This window comes from Acinetobacter lwoffii, assembly GCF_024129355.1.
Lineage (GTDB): Bacteria > Pseudomonadota > Gammaproteobacteria > Pseudomonadales > Moraxellaceae > Acinetobacter > Acinetobacter lwoffii_I.
In genome coordinates this window covers 16,357-38,353 of the sequence record NZ_JAMXXP010000007.1, presented here as the reverse complement: position 1 = coordinate 38,353, position 21,997 = coordinate 16,357, and the positions used below count along the sequence as shown (strand labels likewise).

Here is a 21,997-nt window from a genome sequence, read left to right as displayed (position 1 = left end):
ATTTAAAATTTTTCTAATTTGGCCAAGTTCCACATCCGGAAATAAAAGTTCTCCTCATCCTTATTTTCACAGGTCAATAATTCGCCTTCTTTGAGCCAGAAATGGATCTGCGCAAAGTTCTTTATTTCGTGATTATTAACACGTTGTGCCAGATGATGTGCCTTAATAGCGGAAGGGTGTTTTAGACCAGCGGAAGCAATCAGTTCAGACAGAGCATGTAAGGTGTTTTTATGAAAATGAAACACCCGTTCCGCCTTGGTCGGCACGTGTAAGGCTTTCTGGCGATCTTTGTCTTGGGTGGTGACTCCGACAGGGCACTGATTGGTATGACAACTTTGTGCCTGAATACAGCCCACTGCAAACATAAAACCACGGGCAGAGTTCACCCAATCCGCACCAATGGCAAGCGTACTGGCAATATCGAATGCACTAATTATTTTACCACTTGCACCAATTTTGATCTTATCTCTCAATCCTGCACCAACAAGGGTATTGTGTACAAACAGCAAACCTTCTCTTAAAGGGGCGCCAACATAGTCAATTAATTCAATGGGTGCAGCTCCCGTTCCACCTTCAGAGCCATCAACCACAATAAAATCTGGATAAATCTGGGTATGTAACATGGCTTTGACCATGCTCATAAACTGCCACGGTTGACCCAGACACAGCTTAAATCCGACCGGTTTTCCGTTGGAAAGTTCACGTAATTTTTGTATGAAATGCATCATTTCAATCGGTGTGCTAAATGCCGGATGACTCGAAGGTGAAACACAATCATGATCACGGCTGATGCCTCGAATTTGGGCAATTTCTTCCGAAATTTTACTTTTAGGTAAAATACCGCCATGGCCAGGTTTTGCGCCTTGCGAAAGCTTGATTTCAATCATCTTTACTTGGGGTAGTTTGGCTTGTGCAGCAAAACGTTCCGGATCGAATTGTCCATCTAAAGTACGGCAGCCAAAATAACCACTGCCAATTTCCCAGACCAGATCACCGCCATATTCCAGATGGTAGGGACTGATACTGCCTTCGCCTGTATCATGGAAAAAATCACCTTTTTGAGCGCCGAGATTAAGTGCACGTATCGCATTGGCACTCATGCTGCCAAAGCTCATGGCTGAAATATTTAAAATAGAAGCTGAAAAGGGCTGGGTACATTGCTCATTTCCAATCAGGATACGAAAAGTCTGCGGATCAGCAACTTTGCAGGGCGTGATGGAATGACTAACAAAGCGGTAATTATCTTCATAGACATTCAGAATCGAGCCGAAAGGTTTATCAGAATTTTCATTTTTTGCCCGCTGATACACCAGACTGCGCTGCATACGGGAAAAAGGCAGTGCGTCCCGGTCGGCTTCAATAAAATACTGACGAATCTCGGGACGGAATTCCTCAAAGATAAAGCGGAAATGTCCCATAATGGGATAATTTTTCAGAATGGAATGCTTATTTTGTAGTACATCATACAAACCCAGCAAACTCAGCAGAATGCTCAGGATCCATAGGGTATTCACTAACGTTTGCGGCATAAAATAATAGATATAACGCGGTGAATAACCGATATGAAATGTAGTAAAAATTACTGCAATCAGAATGCAGGCAAACCAGACCGAATGGCGGGAAAAGAAAGTATTAAGCAGCTTGTGACGTACTAATTGAGCAGGGTTAGCCATTGTAAAATTAAGTCCCTATTTCTACTTCTATAGGGCTTTATGATGTGCAGAGCGAGATATCTTATACAAGCAGAGAATTGTTATTCGATTTTATAAACTTGCCGAAAATAGTATTAAGCCAAGCAATGAATCAGCAGCGATTACAGATAAATTTTGCGGAAAAAGTACTATAGAAAAATTCTGCAAAAGACATGCATTCTATTTATTTCACAAGTAAGGCGGATGACTTTATAGTCGGTTTATTCACTATATAGGAGTCTTAAACCATGACCAAAAAATCCATTCGCTTTAATGATGCTGAGCTGGCTTGCTCATGTCTCAGTCATTTTTAAATATTGATGTTTCATTCAAGCTGCATTTCGGGGTGTCAAAGAAAAGCAGATTGGCACAGCGGCAGATCACCACAACAAGAACAAAAATATAAGCATAATTCTCCAGTCCCCAATTTGGGGATTTTTTTATTCTGGAATACCTAAAAGAGTCTGGATGAAGCCTGTGTAGTTAAGGGTTTTCCTCATCCAGTTGAGCGACTGCATTGGCCACAATACTCGGTTCAATATGTTTAATCTTTTTACCAAAGCTACGCAGCCACCAGACCAGTTGAGAGGTAAATGGCACGGTAGCAGTGATCAGCGACATGCCATCTTCCATTTTTTCAATTTTCTGGTCTTTACTGAGCTGGCTTTCCTCAAAGTAATGCGCATCCGACTCTGACATGCTGAGTTTAAGCGTGACATTTTCGGTGGGATGGTTGAAGTCCACCCGGAAGCCCAGTGCACCAGAATCAATATAATCATCAATATCGAAATTGACCGGATGCAAGGCACGTGAATTCAGCACGACGGCCGATTTAAAGCGGTGCAGTGCAAAGGTCTGGATATCCGATTTGTCATGACGGGTACACACCAGATAAATGATTGACCCTTTTTGTACCAATGCCAGAGGATTGAGAATATAGGTTTTTTCTTCGCTGTTATGACCACGGCCCTGATACACACATTCCAGTTGTTTGTCCTGTAACAGGCCTTCATACACCGCTTGCTGCGCGGCCTTATCTACCACAGGTGGAATCAGCGGTTGGGTGGCCGGAACAATGCGTACGCGGTTAATCCATTGCCGGACATTGTTCTGGGAAGAAAGACTGCGTCGTGCCAGATCAAACCACGGATTCATTTCCTCGATCAGGCTCGGTGGCAGCAGATGTTTTAAATGTTCTTCGACCATCATGAAAGTGACCGCTTGCGAGCTGGTCATATGCGGCAAACTTTGCAGCGGCGCATCTGAACGCCAACGCCAGCCTTGCGGCGTGGTTTTACTGCTTTCAATTGGAAAGCGTTGCGCAATCTGATTCAGGTCACGCTGAATGGTACGTAGACTGATATCAATGCCTTCGCGATTCAGGATTTCCTGTAATTCACGTGTTCCCATCCATTTGCCGGTAGAAAGACGCGACAAAATTTGCCATTGGCGATACAGACTGTTTGAAGTTTCTTTTTCTTGTGCTGACATAATTTATTTTGCTGGCAATAAAGAAGAGGGGATTTAGGCTTAGCTTAACACAATAAAAAAACTCTCATTTTTTCGCAAGTCCCTCTGTGCAACATTTGTCCTACAATTCTAAAACAACTTGGTCGAAAATAGCATTGAGTTCAAAGGGCATTTATTAGATTAATGGTAATTGAAATACAGATGTCATGGCATGGATATTGCTTTGATTTAATTATAATAGATGATAATACGGGGGTTTGTATGCTTAAAGGAAATCAGGATACAAATGTGATTGAAACAATTGATAAATTTAGTTCCCAGAATATTGGAAAAAATTTTATAGACACTAAAACTATAGCGGTATCTACTACAACAAATCCACAACTTTTATTGCAGCAGTTATCTTCGAAGTTCTTTAATGAAATGCAAGATGAGCATGTGCTGTCCAGTCAGGCAGGTCACAGACTGGAAGAATGGTTATCAAAACATACGCTGGATGAACTCAATGCACTGAATCAGGTAGCAAAAGAACATTTTTTACATCACGGTATTACCTTTACCGTTTATGGCGATGAAGAAGGTGTAGAGCGCACTATTCCTTACGATATCATTCCGCGAGTCATAGATCGGAAGCAGTGGAATATGGTGGCTTTGGGCTCGGCACAACGGGTACGGGCGCTAAATTTATTCTTACATGATATTTATCATCAACAGGACATTTTAAAAGCCAATATCATTCCTGAATTGCAGATTTTAACTCATGAGGCCTATCAGCCGCATATGTATCAACATAGCTTGAAAGGCGGAATTTATAGCCAGATTAGCGGAATCGATGTGATCCGTGATTCCAGGGGCGAGTTTTATGTCTTAGAAGATAATCTCAGAACGCCATCTGGCGTATCTTATATGCTGGAATGCCGCAAGATCAGTGAAAAACTCATGCCGAAAGTATTCGAGCAGTCCAAGATTGCCGGAATTGAGCAATATCCACAATTATTGAAAGAAATCCTGATCGAAAATGCCTACGTCGACAAGCCATTTGTCGTAGTATTGACCCCAGGACGTTTTAATAGCGCTTACTATGAACATGCCTTCCTTGCAAGGGAGATGGATGTGCCATTGGTAACATCACGTGATCTTTTTGTTGATGACTCGAAGGTTTATGTAAAAACCATACATGGTCGTCAACGAGTCGATGTTATTTATAGACGGGTCGATGATGCGTTTCTTGATCCATTGTGCTTTAAACCGGATAGCACTTTGGGTGTTGCTGGCTTGATGTCGGCTTATTTGCAAAATAATGTCGTGATTGCCAATGCGCCGGGAACCGGTGTGGCAGATGACAAATCGGTTTATCCATATGTCGACAAAATGATTCGTTTTTATTTGGGTGAGCAGCCAATTCTAAAAAATGTTCCGACTTATCAATGTCGTAATTCTGAAGAATTAGACTATGTCGTGGCTCATCTGGATCAACTGGTGGTGAAAGAAGCGCAGGGTTCGGGCGGTTATGGCATGCTCATTGGACCACAAGCGTCTAAACAGCAAATTGAAACTTTCAGGGAGAAAATTTTAGCTGCGCCGCATTTATATATTGCGCAGCCAACTTTGGACTTATCGGTTAGTCCGACTTTGACCAATTTTGGTATTGCTGAACGTCATATCGACTTACGCCCATTTGTACTGAGTTCACCTTATCGTACTGAAATCGTACAGGGTGGCTTGACCCGTGTGGCGATGCAGCCCGGCTCACTGGTGGTGAATTCATCACAAGGTGGCGGTATCAAAGATACCTGGGTAGTCGACAATTTACATTCATAAGATTCCAAAGAAGGAAAATGTCATGGTTTTGCTGAATAGCAATGCGCAACATATCTTTTGGTTAGGGCGTTATTTATCTCGCACTCATTTTTTATGTGCGCGCTTTCCATTTTTAGAAGACGAAGCGGCAGTGGCGTATGCCCATGCCTTTTGTTTACCTGCCTTTGATGCCAGTTCCCTAAATGAGCTAGTACTTGATCCTACGCAAGTGGCGTCTTTTAGCCAGCAGTTTAAAGTGGCCAAAGACAATATTCAGGAATTACGAGGGGTGCTGTCTGCTTCAGGCTATGCGGAACTGATGAAACTGATCAAAACCGCAGACAAAAATGCTGGTTATATCTGTGAAGTGGTGACGGAATGTGAAGATATTCTTGAAGCCGAATCCTCCGATATCTTTCTGTTTTTCAGTTTAGGGCAATGTGTCGAACAGCTCGATCACCAGTTACGTCTGGGTGAAGAAACCAGTACCACACTGTGCAAGATTGATTATGTGGTCAGAATTCTGGTAGAAATGGGCTGGAATGATCTAGAACAGTACTGGGAACAGTTGCGTACAGAACCGAACCGGATTCAGTTCTATCAGTTTAGCGACCATATCCATCAACTGTTTGAGGCAGATGTATGAAATTGATGGTGAATCACCAAACGCACTATATGTACACGGCCGAGGTGAGGAACAGTATTCAGTACATTAAAATGATGCCTTCGAGCAATGCGCATCAGCGGGTTCATTCTTGGGATATCAGTGTGCCGGGTAATAAAGAAATCCGGAAAGATGCATTTCATAATCTGTGGATGACCTGTAGCCAGCGGGAGCCTTATTATTCCCTGACTATCATGGCGCAAGGGATTGTTGAACTGAATCCTGCGCATCAGAGTGGACTGAATGATTCAATCAATCCCAATCTTTTTCTACAGCCGACCGAATCGACACAATGTAATGCAGCAATGAAAGACTTTGCACAACGTCATGTTCCTGCATTAACCCGTCAGCATTTGATTGGACTGGCACAGGCCTTGCTGGAGCATGTGCCTTATATTTCCAACAGTACTTCAGTGCAAGGCTCTGCAATAGATGCCTTTGAGTCCAGACAGGGCGTCTGTCAGGACCATAGTCATATTTTTATTGCCATGTGCAAATATCTAGGTTTGCCTGCACGCTATGTTTCTGGTTATTTATATGCACAAAATGCTTCGCATCTGGCCAGTCACGCTTGGGTAGAGGTGTTTGTAGACCAGACATGGTATTGTTTTGATGTCAGTAATCTGTTGTTTACTCCAAGTTCGCATGTTTATGTGGCGATTGGACGGGATTATTGGGATGTGGCGCCGGTACGCGGTGTCAGAGAAAAGGGCGGTGTGGAATCCATGCATTCCATCGTTCAAGTGCTAGGATGTTAATAAGGACGAATGAATGACGTATTGTTGTGCACTACGTTTAGAGCAAGGTATGCTTTTTATCAGTGATACCCGGACCAATGCCGGAGTAGATCACATTTCTGTATTTCGAAAGTTGTATACCTTTGGTATTCCTGGTGAACGTATGATCGTCATACAGGCATCCGGAAATCTGGCAACAACACAAGCCGTAATTGGGCATATCAAAAATCAGCTCGAACTGAAGCAGGAACCCAATATCTTGAGTCTGCACACCATGTTTGATGTCGCTGAGCTGGTGGGAAGTATGCTGAAAAAAGTGATTGCGAATGTTACAAGCGATATTTCGGAACAAAGTAATTATTATTGCAATCTGCTGGTCGGGGGGCAACTTAAAGATCAGGATATGCAGCTTTATCATGTCTATCCGCAAGGGAACTTTATCTGTGCCACACGCGATACGCCGTATTTTCAGATTGGCGAAAGTAAATATGGTAAGCCGATTCTAGATCGTGCGCTGACTTATGATATGCCGCTGGATGAAGCTTTGCGCTGTTCCCTGATTTCATTTGCATCGACCCTACGTTCCAATGTATCGGTCGGCATGCCGCTCGATGTGCTGGTCTATAAAAAAGACAGTCTGATCATGCCAAGAGGCAAGCGTATTGCCGAAGATGATGAGTATTTCACGTCAATCAGCCGGCAATGGTCAGAGACCTTGAAAAAAGGACTGGCAGAACTTCCGGTTCCCTCTAATGAGTATTTCTTATAATAAACCTATCCGGGTTCAGGTTTTTCGCGTACAGTGTTAACTTCTATGCAGTTCAGCATAATAAAAATAGAGGAGTTAGCGCATGTACCAATTTTGTTACGCCAGTAAAAGTACTTCTCCCAAACCTGACTTACTCGAAGATTTAGCGAATATCCTGAAAGAAGCTCGTGATTTTAATTACCAGCATCAAGTGACAGGTGTACTTTATTTCGCAGATGGTCATTTTTTTCAATGTCTCGAAGGTGAATGTCCCACTTTAAAAAGTCTGCTGGTGGAGCGACTGAATAAAGATCCTCGCCATCAGGACATTAAACTATTTGAAACCAAGGAAATTGAATATCCAAGTTTCCCGGACTGGTCCATGAAATATATTTCCAAACGCAGTCAGATCCAGCAATTCTGTCGGGAAATGGGATTTGATGACTTTAATCCTTTTGCTTTTCAGCAAAGCCATGTCGATGCATTATTAATGCAATTATGCATAGAACAGGGCGAAGAACAAAAGTCAGCCTAAAGAAAAAGCCCAACATCGGTTGGGCTTTTTTTATTTTGAGGACTAGATCAGACCATTTTGCGTAGTGGACGATTGCTGAGCCTGCATAATAGTTCATAACCAATCGTGCCATTCGCTTCAGCCACATCATCAACCAGACGGGTTTTACCCCAAAGTTCGACTTCGGTACCTAATTGCACATCTAGTCCTGTCACATCAATAGCAATCATATCCATGGCAACCCGGCCAATCACGCGAGTTTGCTGACCATTGATTGCGACATAGTTCTGTTTAGGGAAAGCACGTGGATAACCATCACCGTAGCCAATTGAAACAATGGCTAGCGTCATGTCTTGATTTGCGGTAAATGTCGAACCATAACCGACATGCTCACCTGCTTGAATATCATTCAAGGCAATAATTTCAGCTGTAAACGTCATGACCGGCTTTAAGTCCAGATCATGCACATCCCGGTCTGAAAAGGGCGTCGCACCGTAGAGCATGATCCCTGGACGCACATAGTCAAAATGCAATTCTGGATATTTATAGATTGCAGCCGAGTTACAGCAAGAGGCTAAAAGTGGGGCGCAGTCATTTTTAATTTCTAGGAATTGACGGATTTGTTCATCATTCAGTGGATGCTCGGCATCGGCATTAGCGAAGTGCATGGCAAGTACACAAGTAAAGCCTTCTGCTTTCAACTGATTGATCACGGTTTTAATCACATCAATCTTAAAACCTAGGCGGTTCATGCCGCTATTCAGTTTGACCCAGACTTTTAGACCTTTGGCGATATAGGCATCTTTATGTGCAATTAACCAGTCGACTTGAGCCTGTTGATGCACAATGACTTCAATATTTTGTTCGATTACGATTGGCATTTCATCTGCAGAAAAAACACCTTCGATAAGCGTGATTGGCTGTAGATAGCCCAATTCACGAATTTCCAAGGCTTCTTGCAGGCAGGCGACACCAAAGGCATCGGTTTCGCTTAAGGCTGCTAAGCAGTCTTTAACTCCATGTCCATAAGCATTGGCTTTCACCATGCTGACGATTTTCGCGGTTGGGGCAAGTTGTTTGACACGGTTTAAATTATATTGCAGCGCTGCGCTGTCAATATAAACTGTAGCTTGACGCACCCTAAATTACTCCTAGAGGGACGATGGGAATGTGATGATGAGAGCCTGATTACTCTTCGTCATCATACTGAGCATAGAATTCAGGCGAGAGATTACTAAAGCGGGTATATTGACCTTCGAATGCCAGACGCACGGTACCAATCGGGCCGTTACGTTGTTTACCGATAATAATTTCGGCAGTGCCAGCTTCTTTAGATTCCTTGTTATAAACTTCATCACGGTAAATAAACATGATCAAGTCGGCATCCTGCTCGATCGCACCGGATTCACGCAAATCCGACATCACCGGACGTTTGTTGGGACGGTTTTCCAGCGCACGGTTCAACTGCGACAGAGCAATCACAGGGCATTGCATTTCTTTGGCGAGGGCTTTTAAGCTTCGTGAAATTTCCGAGATCTCGCCCACACGGTTATCGCCCATGCCGGGTACTTTCATCAATTGAAGATAATCGACCATGATACAGCCAAGTTTACCGCCATGCATTTTGGCAATACGACGCGCACGCGAACGCAACTCTGTCGGTGGTAGGGCAGAAGAATCATCGATATACAGATTTTTTTCTTGTAAATGCACAATGGTACTGGTGACTTTTGACCATTCATCACTATCCATTTTACCAGAACGTAAATGTCCCTGATGCACGCGACCAAATGATGAAATCAAACGCATGGCGATCGAGTCGGCCGGCATCTCCATTGAATAGACCAGAGCAGGCAGATTGTTATTGAATAAAACGCTTTCGACCAGATTCATGGCAAAGGTGGTTTTACCCATGGAAGGACGCGCCGCGACAATAATCAAGTCACCGGATTGCATGCCGGAAGTTTTGTTATCCAGTTCCACAAAACCAGTAGTTAAACCGGTAATGCTACCTTCCATTTGTGACAGTTCATTTAATTTATCAAATACGTCTGCGACGACCGAGTTGATCGGCTTAGGCCCTTGTGCTTTGGCATTGTTATTATGTTGTTCGGCAATCGAGAAAATATTGGTCTCAGCCAGATCCAGAATTTCACTGACAGTGCGGCCTTTGGTGTCATAGGCATTTTGTAAAATTTCAGAGCTGACTTTAATCATACTACGCAGGGTAGAGAATTCTTTAATTTTGCCTGCATAAGTTTCCAGGTTATAGAAACTCGATGGCGAATCTGCCATTAACTGCATCAGATATTCTTCGCCACCAATTGCATCGAGTAAATTCTGTTTGATCAGCCAGTCATGCACCAGAACCGCATCATAAGGCGAGTTTTCTTTAGAGAGCTGCTCAATAGCACGGAAGATATATTTATGTCGGGTGGCATAAAAATCATTTTCGGTCAGCACATCACCGACCTGTTCAAAAGATTCAGCCACAGTCATAAGGGCAGCAAGTACAGCCTGTTCAATTGCTAAATTGTGTGGCGGAGTACGGAACTCCTTGAGATTGCTATTTTCAGTAACAATTTCCGGTTTAGCAGTAGCTACCTTTTTGCTGGCATTCGCCTGTGACATATAAATCCCTGATTTTAAATACAATGGTTAAATATCGTCGGAGATGAATAGCGTTTATTCACTACGAGATGAAATGATACGCGCTCTGATCAAAAATGCGAAGTGCAATTTTTTGTAAACACGAATAATAAAATGAATTTGACAGTGTTGGCTAGATTATATTTTTTAGAGATAAAAAAAGAGCATGCTTTCGCATGCTCTTTTTGAGGCGAGAAATTACTCAGCTACGATAGTAACTAGAACTTCTGCAGTAACATCATGGTGCAATTGGATTGCGATGTTAAATTCGCCAGTATGACGAAGCGCGCCATTTGGAAGACGTACTTCAGCACGGTCTACTTCTAGACCAGCATTTGTCAACGCGTCAGCGATGTCACGAGTACCGATAGAACCGAATAGTTTACCTTCGTCACCAGCTTTCGCAGTGATAACGATGTTCACTTCGTTCAATTGGTCAGCACGTGCTTGAGCAGCAGCTAAAACATCAGCTTCAGCTTTCTCAAGTTCAGCACGACGAGCTTCAAAAGCAGCAGTATTTGATTCTGTTGCAGCAACTGCCATACCTTGTGGGATAAGGAAGTTACGGCCGTAACCAGCTTTAACTGAAACTTTATCGCCTAGTTTACCTAGGTTTTTAATGCGTTGTAATAAGATAATATCCACAGCTCAACCTCACTTATGATTGTCAGTGTAAGGGATCAAAGACAAGTAGCGAGCTTGTTTGATAGCTAACGCTAATTGACGTTGGTAACGAGCTTTAGTACCTGTAATACGGCTAGGAACAATCTTGCCGTTTTCAGTGATGTACTGTTTTAAAGTGTCGATATCTTTGTAGTCGATGTACGTAACGTTCTCAGCTGTAAAGCGGCAGAACTTGCGACGACGGTAAAAACGTGCCATGTTATGTTCTCCTTAAGCTTCAGCAGAGTCTTGAGCGTGTTGTGCTTCTTCACGTTGAGCTTTACGCGCACGTTTTTCTTCAGCACTCTTCGCCAATAGTGACTCTTCAGTGATAGCGTTTTCACGACGAATGATAAGGCTACGAATGATTGCGTCGTTATAACGGAACAATTCTTCAAGCTCATCAAGAGTAGTTTGACCACACTCAACATTCATAAGAATGTAGTGAGCTTTGTGGATCTTGTTGATTGGGTAAGCCAATTGACGACGGCCCCAGTCTTCAAGACGGTGAATTTGACCTTCAGCTTCTTTGATGTGAGTTAGGTAGCGTTCTACCATACCAACTACTTGATCGCTTTGATCAGGGTGTACTAAAAGTACGATTTCGTAATGACGCATTGTCAGCTCCTTACGGTTTGGACAGCCCCAATTTAAGTAAATTGAAGCAAGGAGTCACAACCAAAGTTGTGTCGCAGTGTTTGCGAAGGGGGAATTGTAGTGATCTTTAGGGATAATTTCAACCAAATAAGACATTTTTGCGAAATTATATCTATAGTCAGATCTTTTAATAGAAAACCACATTAACTTTAAAACAGCAGGGTTCGACTGCTTAAATTCAGCAAATGTACTATTGAGAATATCAAGTGGCTTTCTCTAACTTAAAATCTGCATACACATTATCAATGTCAGGCTAAAACCAAAAAACGGTAAATTTATCAGAGATAAGAAAAGAGAGGGAGGTTCTAAAGCAGAGATTTTGATTCTGCTCTACAGATACTTGGAATGGGGGCTAGGAAAAATCAAAATAAAAAAAGATAGAGACTAACTCTATCTTTTTAAAAAAACACAATCTGTGTAGATGGTGCAGTTGAGGTAAAACTAAAGATAATACTGATGACAGTAATCAGGATCACCGAGAACAAGAAATATTTCTTTGCCCAAAGTTGATCATTTTCAGCTTTAAAGCCAATGACACCGATATACAACCAGTAAATGCACAGTAAGTTTAAAATCACTGCATAGAACCAGTTGGCATAACCAAAGACAAATAACGCATTCATGGTTAGTGTGAATAACACCACATAAACCAGTGATTCAATCTTGGTACGATGAATCGAACGCGCTACAGGCAAAATCGGAATGCCTGCATTTTTGTAATCATCAAAGCGGTAAATCGCAATCGCCCATGAGTGAGGCATTTGCCATAGCGCATAACCTAAAAAGATCAGTAACGCACCGAGGTCAAATTGATTGGCTACTGCGGTATAACCAATGACAGGCGGAGCTGCACCAGAAATACTGCCTACAACAGTTTGATGAATTGTGGTTCGTTTTGTCCATAGGCTGTAAAAACCAACATATACGACAAAACCAATCACCGCGAATAAGAAAGCGTACGCATTTACCCAGAACCATAAAAGACTAAAACCAACGATGCCTAATACCAGAGCAAAGGCCAGGGCAACAGGTTCGGAAATGGTTTTGGTGACCAGTGCACGGTTTTGAGTGCGCTGCATTTTTTGGTCGATGTCCTGGTCAATCACGTTGTTGACCACACATCCTGATGCTACGACAAGCGTAGTACCGAGAAGGGTAATAAGCAGGAGAAGGAAATCTACAGAACCTTGGGTGGCTACGAAGTAGCCACCCAAAGTGGTAACAAAGTTACCGAAGAGAATTCCTGGCTTAGTCAGGAATAAATACTTTTTCAGCATGACGACCAGTTTAGATCATCATGTTGTAGTGTAGGTAATTCATGATCCATACAGAACCCACTAAAAGAATAGCGATAGTTAAGATGGTATACACGAATGCAATCACGTTCCAGCGTTGCTCTGAAGAAGAGTTCATATGCAGGAAGTAAATTAACTGCACAAGAATCTGAGCAACCGCAGTAATCGCGATGACAGTAATCAAGATACCACGGCCAAAACCGCCTGCCATCACCATACCGAATGGAATTACGGTAAGGATGACAGAAAGGATGAAGCCAACGGTATATTGCTTAACGTTACCGTGTGATTCGCCAGCAGCGTTATGATCGTGACTCATTACAGAACTCCCATCAAGTAAACTACGCTGAATACACAGATCCAAACGATGTCAAGGAAGTGCCAGAACAAGCTTAGGCAAGCTAGACGACGCGTGTTTGCAAGAGTCAAACCATATTTCTTGATTTGAACCATAAGCACGATCATCCAGACCAGACCAGAAGTTACGTGAATACCGTGCGTACCTACCAAAGTAAAGAACGCAGATAAGAACGCACTTGTGCTTGGACCGTGACCAGCATGAACTAAGTGATTGAACTCATATAGTTCCATGCCGATGAAGATAGCACCGAATACCCAAGTAATCGCTAACCAAGTCAGTACTTTTGCAACGTCTTTTTTGTATGCAGCAAGAACCGCAAAACCAAAGGTTACAGAAGAGATCAAGAGGGCGAAGGTTTCAGTAAGAACGAAACCTAAAGAGTCGCCAAACAGGTCTCTCGCACTTGGAGTACCCACAGGAATGTGGCTACTCAAAACAGCGAACGCAATGAAGAGTGTACCGAACAGGACAAGGTCACTCATCAAGTAAGTCCAGAAACCAAAGACGGTGATGTCAGTATCATCGTGATGATGATGCTCATCGTGTCCGTGGTTATCGTGATGAAGTACTTCAGCCATTGTCTTAGTCCTTCTTCAAGTGTTTTTCAAGAATCGCATAGCGTTCGTTTTCAATACGTTCAACTTCAGCAGCTGGAACATAGTAATCCACTTTCTTGGTGAAAGAAGACACGATGAAGCTAATGATAGAAGCAATGAACGTAACAACTACTAACCACCAGATGTGCCAGATTAAACCGAAGCCCATAACAGTGATGAACATCGCGATAACGAAACCGGCAGCACGGTTAGTCGGCATGTGGATATCTTCGTACTTCGTTGGTTTTGCATACGCAACACCATTTTCTTTCTCGATCCAGAAAGTATCAATACCATTGATCTTTGGAAGATGAGCAAAGTTATAGAACGGAGCAGGAGAAGATGTCGCCCATTCAAGGGTACGACCATCCCATGGATCGCCAGTCAAATCCAGACGTTGGTCACGTTGTAAGAAACCAACCACGATTTGCAGAACGAAACATACGATACCAAGCGCAATCAGAACTGCACCGAACATCGCGATATTTACATACGGGTCCCATTCTGGGTTGTCAAATGTATTCAAACGACGTGTCATACCCATGAAACCAAGGATATAAAGTGGCATGAACGCAAAGTAGAAACCGAAGAACCAGAACCAGAACGCTGCTTTACCCCAAGTCTCATTCAGTCTCCAACCGAACATTTTCGGCCAGTAGAAGATGATACCTGCGAACATCGCAAATACTACACCACCAATAATTACGTTATGGAAGTGAGCAATCAGGAATAAAGAGTTATGTACCAGGAAGTCCGCTGGTGGAACCGCCATCAATACACCTGTTAAACCACCGATACCGAAAGTTACCAGGAAGCCTAGTGTCCACAGCATTGGAGTAGTGTAAACAATACGACCCTTGTACATGGTGAATAACCAAGAGAAGATTTTCACACCAGTCGGAATCGCAATAATCATGGTCATGATACCGAAGAACGCGTTAACGTTGGCACCTGCACCCATGGTAAAGAAGTGGTGAACCCATACAACGAATGACAATACTGTGATTGCTACTGTTGCATACACCATTGATTTGTAACCGAACAATGCTTTGCGCGAGAAAGTCGCAACAACTTCTGAGTAAATACCAAATGCTGGTAATACCAAGATATATACTTCCGGGTGACCCCAAGTCCAAATCAAGTTCACGTACAACATCGGGCTACCACCCAAGTCGTTAGTAAAGAAGTGGAAACCGAAGTAACGGTCAAGCGTTAACATTGCAATTGTTGCAGTCAACACTGGGAAAGCCGCAATAATCAATACTGCTGTACATAAAGATGTCCAGGTAAAGATTGGCATTTCCATAAGTTTCATGCCAGGCGCACGCATTTTGATGATGGTAACGAAGAAGTTAACACCCGTTAATAGCGTACCCAGACCTGAAATTTGCAGTGCCCAGATATAGTAGTCCATACCTACGCCTGGAGAGTATTCAATGCCAGACAGTGGAGGGTATGCCATCCAGCCTGTTGCAGCGAACTCACCTAACGCGAGTGACACCATCATTAGACCCGCAGCACCGGCGAATAACCAGAAGCTGAGTGAGTTTAATAATGGAAATGCAACGTCACGTGCACCGATTTGAAGCGGTACAGAGATGTTCATCAAACCAACAACAAGACCCATTGCCACGAAGAAGATCATGATCACGCCATGCGCGGTAAAGATCTGATCGTAATGCTCAGGGTGTAAATAACCTTCGCCGCCACCTTTTGCAAGGAACTGCTGAAGACGCATCATGATCGCATCGGCGAAACCACGCACCAGCATGATGATCGATACGAACAGGTACATGATACCAATTTTTTTATGGTCTACAGATGTGAACCATTCGTTCCACAGGTAGCCCCATTTTTTGAAGTAGGTAATACCGGCAACAACTGCGATACCACCCAAGATCATCATTGCAACAGTTGCCAATACGATTGGATCGTAAGGAATTGCATCCGGACCTAACTTACCTAAGAAGCTCATGTCTTATTCTCCTTGAGAAGCAGTCGCATGTTCACCAGCTACATGAGCTTCAGAAGCAGACGCTTCATGAGCAACAGCATCAGTCGCTGCAGCTTCTACAGGAGCTGAATGGTCAGCACCGTGGTAGTTACTCATATACTTGTGAATCACAGATTCAAACAAACCTTGCTCTACAGAAGAGTAGTAAGTCACAGGATGTGGCTTAGTAGGGTAAGGCTTCATTGCTTCAGCAGCAGCCTTCTCTTCAGGAGTCTTAGCTCTTGCAATAATCGCTTCGATCTGGTGAACACCGCGGTTACCGTCACGTAAGCTTGCAAATTCAGCTTGGTCTAGAACAGTTTTTTGTACTGCATTAGGGTTAACTGAAGTACCGTTTCCTGCCTGAATAGCAGAAACCCATTCGGCAAACTGGGCATCAGTCACAGAATGTGCACGGAAGCGCATTTGTGAGAAGCCGTAACCTGAATAGTTTGAAGAGAAACCACGGTAGCCTTCAGCTGGGCTAGTTTCATCAGCTAATAGGTTGAGGTGAGTTTGCATACCTGCCATTGCATAAATCTGACCACTTAACGCCGGGATGAAGAACGAGTTCATCGTGAAGTTAGAGGTTAAACGAAGGCTTACCGGAGTTTTCTCTGGGAAACGCAATTCGTTAACAGTTGCAATGCCTTGCTCAGGATAGATGAAGATCCATTTAAATTGCTCAGCAATAACTTGAACAGTTAATGGCGCTTTATCTGCTTCAATTGGACGGTATGGGTCATACTTGTGGGAGCCCCACCAAGTTAACCAAGCTAAAATACCAATAATAATGACAGGGATACCCCATACTACAATTTCAATCGCAGTAGAGTGTGTCCATGTAGGTTTATAGTCTGCGTCTTTATTCGATGCACGATATTTCCAACCGAACCATAATGCCATGATGATTGATGGAATAACCACCAAAAGCATTAAGTAAATCGCAGTCATCATCAGGTTACTTTGACCTGCTGCAACTGGACCTTTAGAGTTCAGAAGTACCATATCACCACCACACCCGGTCAAGAGTGCAGTCATCGCAGATAAAGACAATACAGCTAAAATCGTTTGTCTCATTTTACAACCTCGGTGAAGAGTCCCATTCCCTAATTTAATATGGGATAGCGATTAAAGTGCATATGACAAAAAAGGCTGAATTTTACAAAACATCCTATTAATCACAATACACCGCTACGTTGTAGGGCATTATGCCTGAGATTCACGAACTAAGCTATATCTAGGGCGCTTTAAATGCCTGTAATAAAAACCGATTTTGCTGGTCTGGATTGGGGAGGATTTATGGGAATTTTATTTCAATTTCAAAGTTCTGTAATCAAAATGGGATGATATTCATCCCATTTTGTGTATTCCTGCGCTATTGTTTCACAACTTTCGTTTTTGCTAGTTTATCGTGCAAGGTTTGACGTTTTTTGCCCAATCCGAAGGCCCAGTCAATAATTAAACTCAGTGGCATAAATACAATATTTAAAAATATGAAGAATACGCTACGAATAGTAAAAGCGCGCAACAGGCTGGGCTTTTCACCTGATTCTGCATCTACAATTTTGATTTTTGTCAGCTTTTTACCAATACTTTGGCCTGATTTGGCAATCAGAAAGGCTTGAATGGCCAGCATGATAATCAAATAGACCGCTGTGGCAAGCCACGCCTGCTGAGAAAACATCTCAAACATTTGAGTCTGTAATTGCTGAGCCATTGCAGGATCTGCATCGCTACTCAGCACAACATTCATGAATTCTTCATTCAGTTGAGCAAACCGGGTTTCCTGTTCAGGCGTAAAAAAAGCAGTCAAAATGAAGGTTGCTGGTAGCCACAGTAATACGTCTACAATTTTGGCCAGGATACGGCTTGGAATACTGGCAAGTTCATTTTTTTGAGTTGCTGTTTGAGTATGAGGCTGTGAGTAGGCCGAAGTCGTTGGTTGGCTATTCTGGAATACCGGCGTTTCAGGTGTGACTGCTGGAGCGACATAACCTTCGGGTTGATATACCGATTTTCCTTGGGTAAGTTCACCTAAGGCTTTCCACTCGGTCATGCCTTGATGCCATGCCAGGTCAGTCAGCATGACTTGTTGATTCGCCAGCATCTGATTCAATTGCTCGAGCGTATATGGACCAGCTTGTTGATTGTTTCGTGCCAAGTAAATCTGCATATAGACTGAATCTCAATATATAAATGTGAACTGATAATAGCTTTGAACAAGATTGTATTGAATTCTGTTTTGAAAACAAACATCCTCTCATCGTAAGATATAGATTAATTAAGGATTTTCAATCATATTTCTTATTAAAAATGCGCCCATACAAAATTGCAAGGATCACCATTCTTAAAAATATCTTCCCGAACATCCAATGGTTATTCATTATTATTGCCATTTTGATATGACTTTACTGTTGGTATTTGTTTGTCATTACAGTTTTCATGTGTTGATAAGCTTTTTTTAATTATTTTTATAAATTCAATGGTTTAGCTTTAGATTGGGACTTTATTTATTAATTTTCAAACAATAAATCATAATAGCTGTCTCATAAAAAAGACCCTATCAAAGGGTCTTTTTTATTCAAAATTGCTTATGCTTTTTGCACTTTTTCTTCAGCCAAGAAGAACCAAGTTTCAAGTACCGAGTCTGGGTTTAAAGATACAGAGTCGATACCTTGTTCCATTAACCATTGTGCAAGATCTGGGTGATCAGAAGGACCTTGACCACAAATACCTACATATTTGCCAGCTTTACGACATGCTTGAATTGCAAGAGAAAGCAACGCTTTAACCGCAGGATCGCGCTCATCAAATAGGTGAGAGACAATACCAGAGTCACGGTCAAGACCAAGCGTTAATTGTGTCAAGTCGTTTGACCCAATAGAGAAACCATCGAAATGTTCAAGGAACTGATCTGCCAATAAAGCATTGGTTGGAAGTTCACACATCATGATCACTTTAAGGCCGTTTTCACCGCGCTTAAGGCCATTTAATGCAAGAAGTTCAATCACACGTTTCGCTTCAGCAACAGTACGAACAAATGGAATCATGATCTGGATATTGGTTAAACCCATTTCATCACGTGCCTTTTTCAATGCACGACATTCAAGTTCGAAACAATCACGGAAGTTATCAGAAACGTAGCGACTTGCACCACGGAAACCTAACATTGGGTTTTCTTCTTCTGGCTCGTATAACTTACCACCGATCAAGTTTGCATATTCGTTAGACTTAAAGTCTGACATACGAACAATGACTGGCTTGTCTGCAAATGCAGCAGCAAGTGTCGAGATACCTTCAACCAGTTTCTCTACATAGAATTCGATTGGAGATGCATAACCTGCAGTACGTGCCATGACTGCTGCACGTGTTTCACGTGGAAGGCTGTCAATATTGATCAATGCTTTCGGGTGAACACCAATCATACGGTTAATAATGAATTCAAGACGCGCCAGACCAATACCTGCGTTTGGAATTTGAGCAAAGTCAAATGCACGGTCAGGGTTACCCACGTTCATCATTACTTTAAATGGAAGAGCAGGCATAGACTCAATTGAATTCTTTTGAATTTCAAAATCTAGTGCGCCTTCATAGATAAAGCCAGTATCACCTTCAGCACAAGACACAGTCACTTCCTGACCGTCTACAAGGACTTCAGTTGCATTACCACAACCCACGATTGCAGGAACACCAAGCTCACGTGCAATAATTGCTGCGTGACAAGTACGACCACCACGGTTTGTTACAATCGCAGCTGCACGTTTCATGACTGGTTCCCAATCCGGGTCAGTCATGTCAGATACAAGAACATCACCGTCTTGCACTTTGTCCATTTCTTTAATCGACGTCACAATGCGGACTTTACCAGAACCGATGCGTTGACCGATTGAACGACCTTCACATACCACAGTACCTTTTTGTTTCAAAAGGTAGCGTTCCATGGTGCCGACATTTTCACGGCTTTTTACAGTTTCAGGACGCGCCTGAACGATGTAAATCTTGCCATCATCGCCATCTTTTGCCCACTCGATGTCCATTGGTGCACCGTAGTGGTTTTCAATGATCAGCGCTTGTTTAGCAAGTTCTTGTAATTCCTGGTCGTTTAAAGCGAACTGTTGGCGTTCAGCTTTTTCCACATCCACGACAACGACAGATTTACCTGCAGATGCTTCTTCACCATAAATCATTTTCTGGTGCTTAGAACCCAGGTTGCGACGAAGGATCGCGTGTCGGCCTGCATTTAAAAGCGGTTTAGAAATATAGAATTCATCAGGGTTGACGGCACCTTGAACAACCATTTCACCCAAACCATAAGATGCGGTAATGAATACTGCATCACGGAAGCCTGATTCAGTATCTAGCGTAAACATTACACCGGCAGCACCAGTTTCTGAACGAACCATGCGTTGTACACCAGCGGACAGGGCAACTACATCATGGGCAAAGTTTTGGTGTACACGGTAAGAGATTGCGCGGTCGTTGTACAAAGATGCAAATACTTCTTTGATCGCGATCAGAACGTTATCGATACCACGAATGTTCAGGAAAGTTTCTTGCTGGCCGGCAAAAGAAGCATCCGGCAAATCTTCTGCAGTTGCAGAAGAACGAACGGCAACCGCGATGTCAGGATTGCCGTTAGAAAGTTCTGCAAATGCTGTACGAACTTCTTGTTCTAATGCAGGCGTAAGTGGAGTATCCACAATCCATTGACGAATTTTTGCGCCAGTTTCAGCAAGTGCATTTACATCATCAACATTGAGTGCAGCAAGCTCTGCATTGATTTTAGCGTTTAGGCCACTTTGCTCGAGAAATTCACGGTAGGCATCGGCAGTCGTTGCGAAACCACCTGGCACAGATACACCAGCATTTGATAAGTGGCTGATCATTTCGCCTAGTGATGAGTTTTTCCCACCGACCAGCTCAACGTCGTGCTTCCCTAATTTTTCCAGACCAATTACGCGCGCTTCCAAAGTTGTTACTCCACTTTTGCAGTATTAATCACTATCTCGGCATGAGAGTATAGCAAATCATCTAGGTTTTTGATTTTACTAAGCGACAGTCATGTAAGATCGGTTTACTATAAAGATTATATAGCACTAAGACAAATGTTGGAGGAGAATTTTAATGTCGGAAGGTAAACAAATTCAGCGTAGTGTTTTCTTTATTTCAGATGGTACCGCCATCACCGCTGAAACCCTTGGACACTCGCTGTTAGCGCAGTTTCCGCATGTGAAATTTGACATTCATATTATCCCTTACATTAGTTCCGAAGAAGCGGCCACAAACGTGGTGGCAGAGATCAATGCAAGAGCTCAAATCGACGGTGAAAAACCGCTGGTATTTGATACCCTGGTTGATCCCTATGTGCGCGACATTATTAATACCGCAAATGCAGTAAATCTTGATGTATTTGAAGGGCTTATTAGTAAGTTGGCTGATGAATTAGGCACGATTCCTACAACTTTAGTCGGGCAGACCCACGCGGTGACCGACTCTGAGTCTTATAAGGCCCGTATTGATGCTGTTCATTTTGCTTTAGATAACGACGACGGCGCACGTACCCGTCATTATGATAAAGCTGACCTGATCCTGATTGGTGTATCGCGTTCAGGTAAAACCCCGACCTCTATTTATCTGTCTTTGCAGTTCGGTATTCGCGTGGCGAACTATCCACTGACTGAAGAAGATTTGGATGATAACCGACTGCCAGCCGTGCTGCGACCGCATAAAAACAAGCTGTTTGGCCTGATGATTGATGCGGAACGCCTTGTGGCCATTCGTTCTGAGCGTAAGGCCAATAGCCGTTATGCCAGCTTTAGTCAGTGTCAGATGGAGTTGCGTGCGATTGAAGGAATTTATATTTCGGAAGGCATCAAGTACCTGAATGTGTCTGAAATGTCGATTGAAGAAATCTCAACACGTGTGTTGCAAATGACCGGTTTAAAACGTCGAATCGGTTAAGAAACCAGCCAGAGCCAAACTGCGGTTTGGCTTTGATTTATAGCTAAAAATTACAAGTAAGCATTGATTAATCGAAATAATGTATGAATTTTATAATTCTAAGAAAATACCAACTATCATATTCTGAAATATAAAAGAGTCTTCTTTGCTCATTTTGTTGAATAAATCATCATGTCGGTTCTTGATACGTAAATA

General features: G+C 42.8%; 20 protein-coding genes. 6 read left to right on the top strand and 14 right to left on the bottom strand.

Annotation, left to right across the window (positions count from 1 at the left end):
• Window positions 1-2: 2 nt before the first annotated feature.
• Both NI468_RS05820 and NI468_RS05815 read right to left on the bottom strand, forming a co-directional pair.
• A complete protein-coding gene (locus NI468_RS05820) occupies window positions 3-1,673 on the bottom strand; it encodes an FMN-binding glutamate synthase family protein (RefSeq protein ID WP_253100586.1) in 1,671 nt (556 codons plus the stop codon).
• A 501-nt stretch (window positions 1,674-2,174) separates the two neighbouring features.
• Window positions 2,175-3,182 carry a helix-turn-helix transcriptional regulator gene (locus NI468_RS05815; protein ID WP_004278803.1) on the bottom strand — a complete coding sequence of 336 codons (1,008 nt, stop codon included), beginning with the start codon at window positions 3,180-3,182 and terminating at the stop codon, window positions 2,175-2,177.
• A gap of 240 nt (window positions 3,183-3,422) precedes the next feature.
• Here NI468_RS05815 and NI468_RS05810 point away from each other — a divergent pair, with 240 nt between their 5' ends.
• The 5 genes from NI468_RS05810 to NI468_RS05790 all read left to right on the top strand — a co-directional run bounded on the left by NI468_RS05810 (window position 3,423) and on the right by NI468_RS05790 (window position 7,645).
• Entirely contained in the window at window positions 3,423-4,982 is a 1,560-nt protein-coding gene (locus NI468_RS05810; protein WP_253100583.1) for a circularly permuted type 2 ATP-grasp protein, read from the top strand.
• Between the two features lie 22 nt (window positions 4,983-5,004).
• On the top strand, window positions 5,005-5,607 hold the full coding sequence (locus NI468_RS05805; protein ID WP_004278801.1) for an alpha-E domain-containing protein: 603 nt from the start codon (window positions 5,005-5,007) through the stop codon (window positions 5,605-5,607).
• Window positions 5,604-6,383: a transglutaminase family protein gene (locus tag NI468_RS05800; protein ID WP_005252164.1), complete on the top strand. Its 780-nt coding sequence runs from the start codon at window positions 5,604-5,606 to the stop codon at window positions 6,381-6,383. Before NI468_RS05805 ends, NI468_RS05800 begins: the two co-directional genes overlap by 4 nt.
• A gap of 13 nt (window positions 6,384-6,396) precedes the next feature.
• Window positions 6,397-7,131 carry a proteasome-type protease gene (locus NI468_RS05795; protein WP_004278798.1) on the top strand — a complete coding sequence of 245 codons (735 nt, stop codon included), beginning with the start codon at window positions 6,397-6,399 and terminating at the stop codon, window positions 7,129-7,131.
• A gap of 82 nt (window positions 7,132-7,213) precedes the next feature.
• Window positions 7,214-7,645 carry a BLUF domain-containing protein gene (locus NI468_RS05790; RefSeq protein ID WP_005106614.1) on the top strand — a complete coding sequence of 144 codons (432 nt, stop codon included), beginning with the start codon at window positions 7,214-7,216 and terminating at the stop codon, window positions 7,643-7,645.
• A gap of 47 nt (window positions 7,646-7,692) precedes the next feature.
• Here NI468_RS05790 and alr read toward each other — a convergent pair whose 3' ends face one another.
• The 12 genes from alr to ppsA form a co-directional block, all read right to left on the bottom strand.
• Window positions 7,693-8,763: an alanine racemase gene (gene alr, locus NI468_RS05785; RefSeq protein WP_005263263.1), complete on the bottom strand. Its 1,071-nt coding sequence runs from the start codon at window positions 8,761-8,763 to the stop codon at window positions 7,693-7,695.
• Between the two features lie 49 nt (window positions 8,764-8,812).
• Window positions 8,813-10,255 (bottom strand): replicative DNA helicase, encoded by a 1,443-nt coding sequence (gene dnaB / locus NI468_RS05780; protein ID WP_253100580.1) that lies wholly within the window; start codon window positions 10,253-10,255, stop codon window positions 8,813-8,815.
• A 216-nt stretch (window positions 10,256-10,471) separates the two neighbouring features.
• Window positions 10,472-10,918, bottom strand: coding sequence for a 50S ribosomal protein L9 (rplI, locus tag NI468_RS05775; RefSeq protein WP_004645413.1), 447 nt, complete (start codon window positions 10,916-10,918; stop codon window positions 10,472-10,474).
• 9 nt (window positions 10,919-10,927) lie between these two features.
• A complete protein-coding gene (rpsR, locus tag NI468_RS05770) occupies window positions 10,928-11,155 on the bottom strand; it encodes a 30S ribosomal protein S18 (RefSeq protein WP_004278792.1) in 228 nt (75 codons plus the stop codon).
• Between the two features lie 12 nt (window positions 11,156-11,167).
• Entirely contained in the window at window positions 11,168-11,554 is a 387-nt protein-coding gene (gene rpsF / locus NI468_RS05765) for a 30S ribosomal protein S6 (RefSeq protein ID WP_004278789.1), read from the bottom strand.
• A gap of 437 nt (window positions 11,555-11,991) precedes the next feature.
• The gene (gene cyoE, locus NI468_RS05760) at window positions 11,992-12,870 is read right to left on the bottom strand and encodes a heme o synthase (RefSeq protein WP_153566251.1); all 879 of its coding nucleotides are present in this window, start codon (window positions 12,868-12,870) and stop codon (window positions 11,992-11,994) included.
• A gap of 10 nt (window positions 12,871-12,880) precedes the next feature.
• Entirely contained in the window at window positions 12,881-13,207 is a 327-nt protein-coding gene (locus NI468_RS05755; RefSeq protein WP_004645410.1) for a cytochrome o ubiquinol oxidase subunit IV, read from the bottom strand.
• Window positions 13,207-13,827, bottom strand: a complete 621-nt coding sequence (gene cyoC / locus NI468_RS05750) for a cytochrome o ubiquinol oxidase subunit III (RefSeq protein WP_004278786.1) — start codon at window positions 13,825-13,827, stop codon at window positions 13,207-13,209. Before cyoC ends, NI468_RS05755 begins: the two co-directional genes overlap by 1 nt.
• Before the next feature lie 4 nt (window positions 13,828-13,831).
• Window positions 13,832-15,820 (bottom strand): cytochrome o ubiquinol oxidase subunit I, encoded by a 1,989-nt coding sequence (gene cyoB, locus NI468_RS05745; RefSeq protein ID WP_253100577.1) that lies wholly within the window; start codon window positions 15,818-15,820, stop codon window positions 13,832-13,834.
• 3 nt (window positions 15,821-15,823) lie between these two features.
• Window positions 15,824-16,918 carry a ubiquinol oxidase subunit II gene (gene cyoA, locus NI468_RS05740; RefSeq protein WP_044108868.1) on the bottom strand — a complete coding sequence of 365 codons (1,095 nt, stop codon included), beginning with the start codon at window positions 16,916-16,918 and terminating at the stop codon, window positions 15,824-15,826.
• A 298-nt stretch (window positions 16,919-17,216) separates the two neighbouring features.
• Window positions 17,217-18,014 (bottom strand): RDD family protein, encoded by a 798-nt coding sequence (locus tag NI468_RS05735; protein WP_005247265.1) that lies wholly within the window; start codon window positions 18,012-18,014, stop codon window positions 17,217-17,219.
• Between the two features lie 418 nt (window positions 18,015-18,432).
• Window positions 18,433-20,811, bottom strand: coding sequence for a phosphoenolpyruvate synthase (gene ppsA, locus NI468_RS05730; RefSeq protein WP_191112143.1), 2,379 nt, complete (start codon window positions 20,809-20,811; stop codon window positions 18,433-18,435).
• Between the two features lie 154 nt (window positions 20,812-20,965).
• Here ppsA and ppsR point away from each other — a divergent pair, with 154 nt between their 5' ends.
• Window positions 20,966-21,802 (top strand): posphoenolpyruvate synthetase regulatory kinase/phosphorylase PpsR, encoded by an 837-nt coding sequence (ppsR, locus tag NI468_RS05725; protein ID WP_004278781.1) that lies wholly within the window; start codon window positions 20,966-20,968, stop codon window positions 21,800-21,802.
• Window positions 21,803-21,997: the final 195 nt, after the last annotated feature.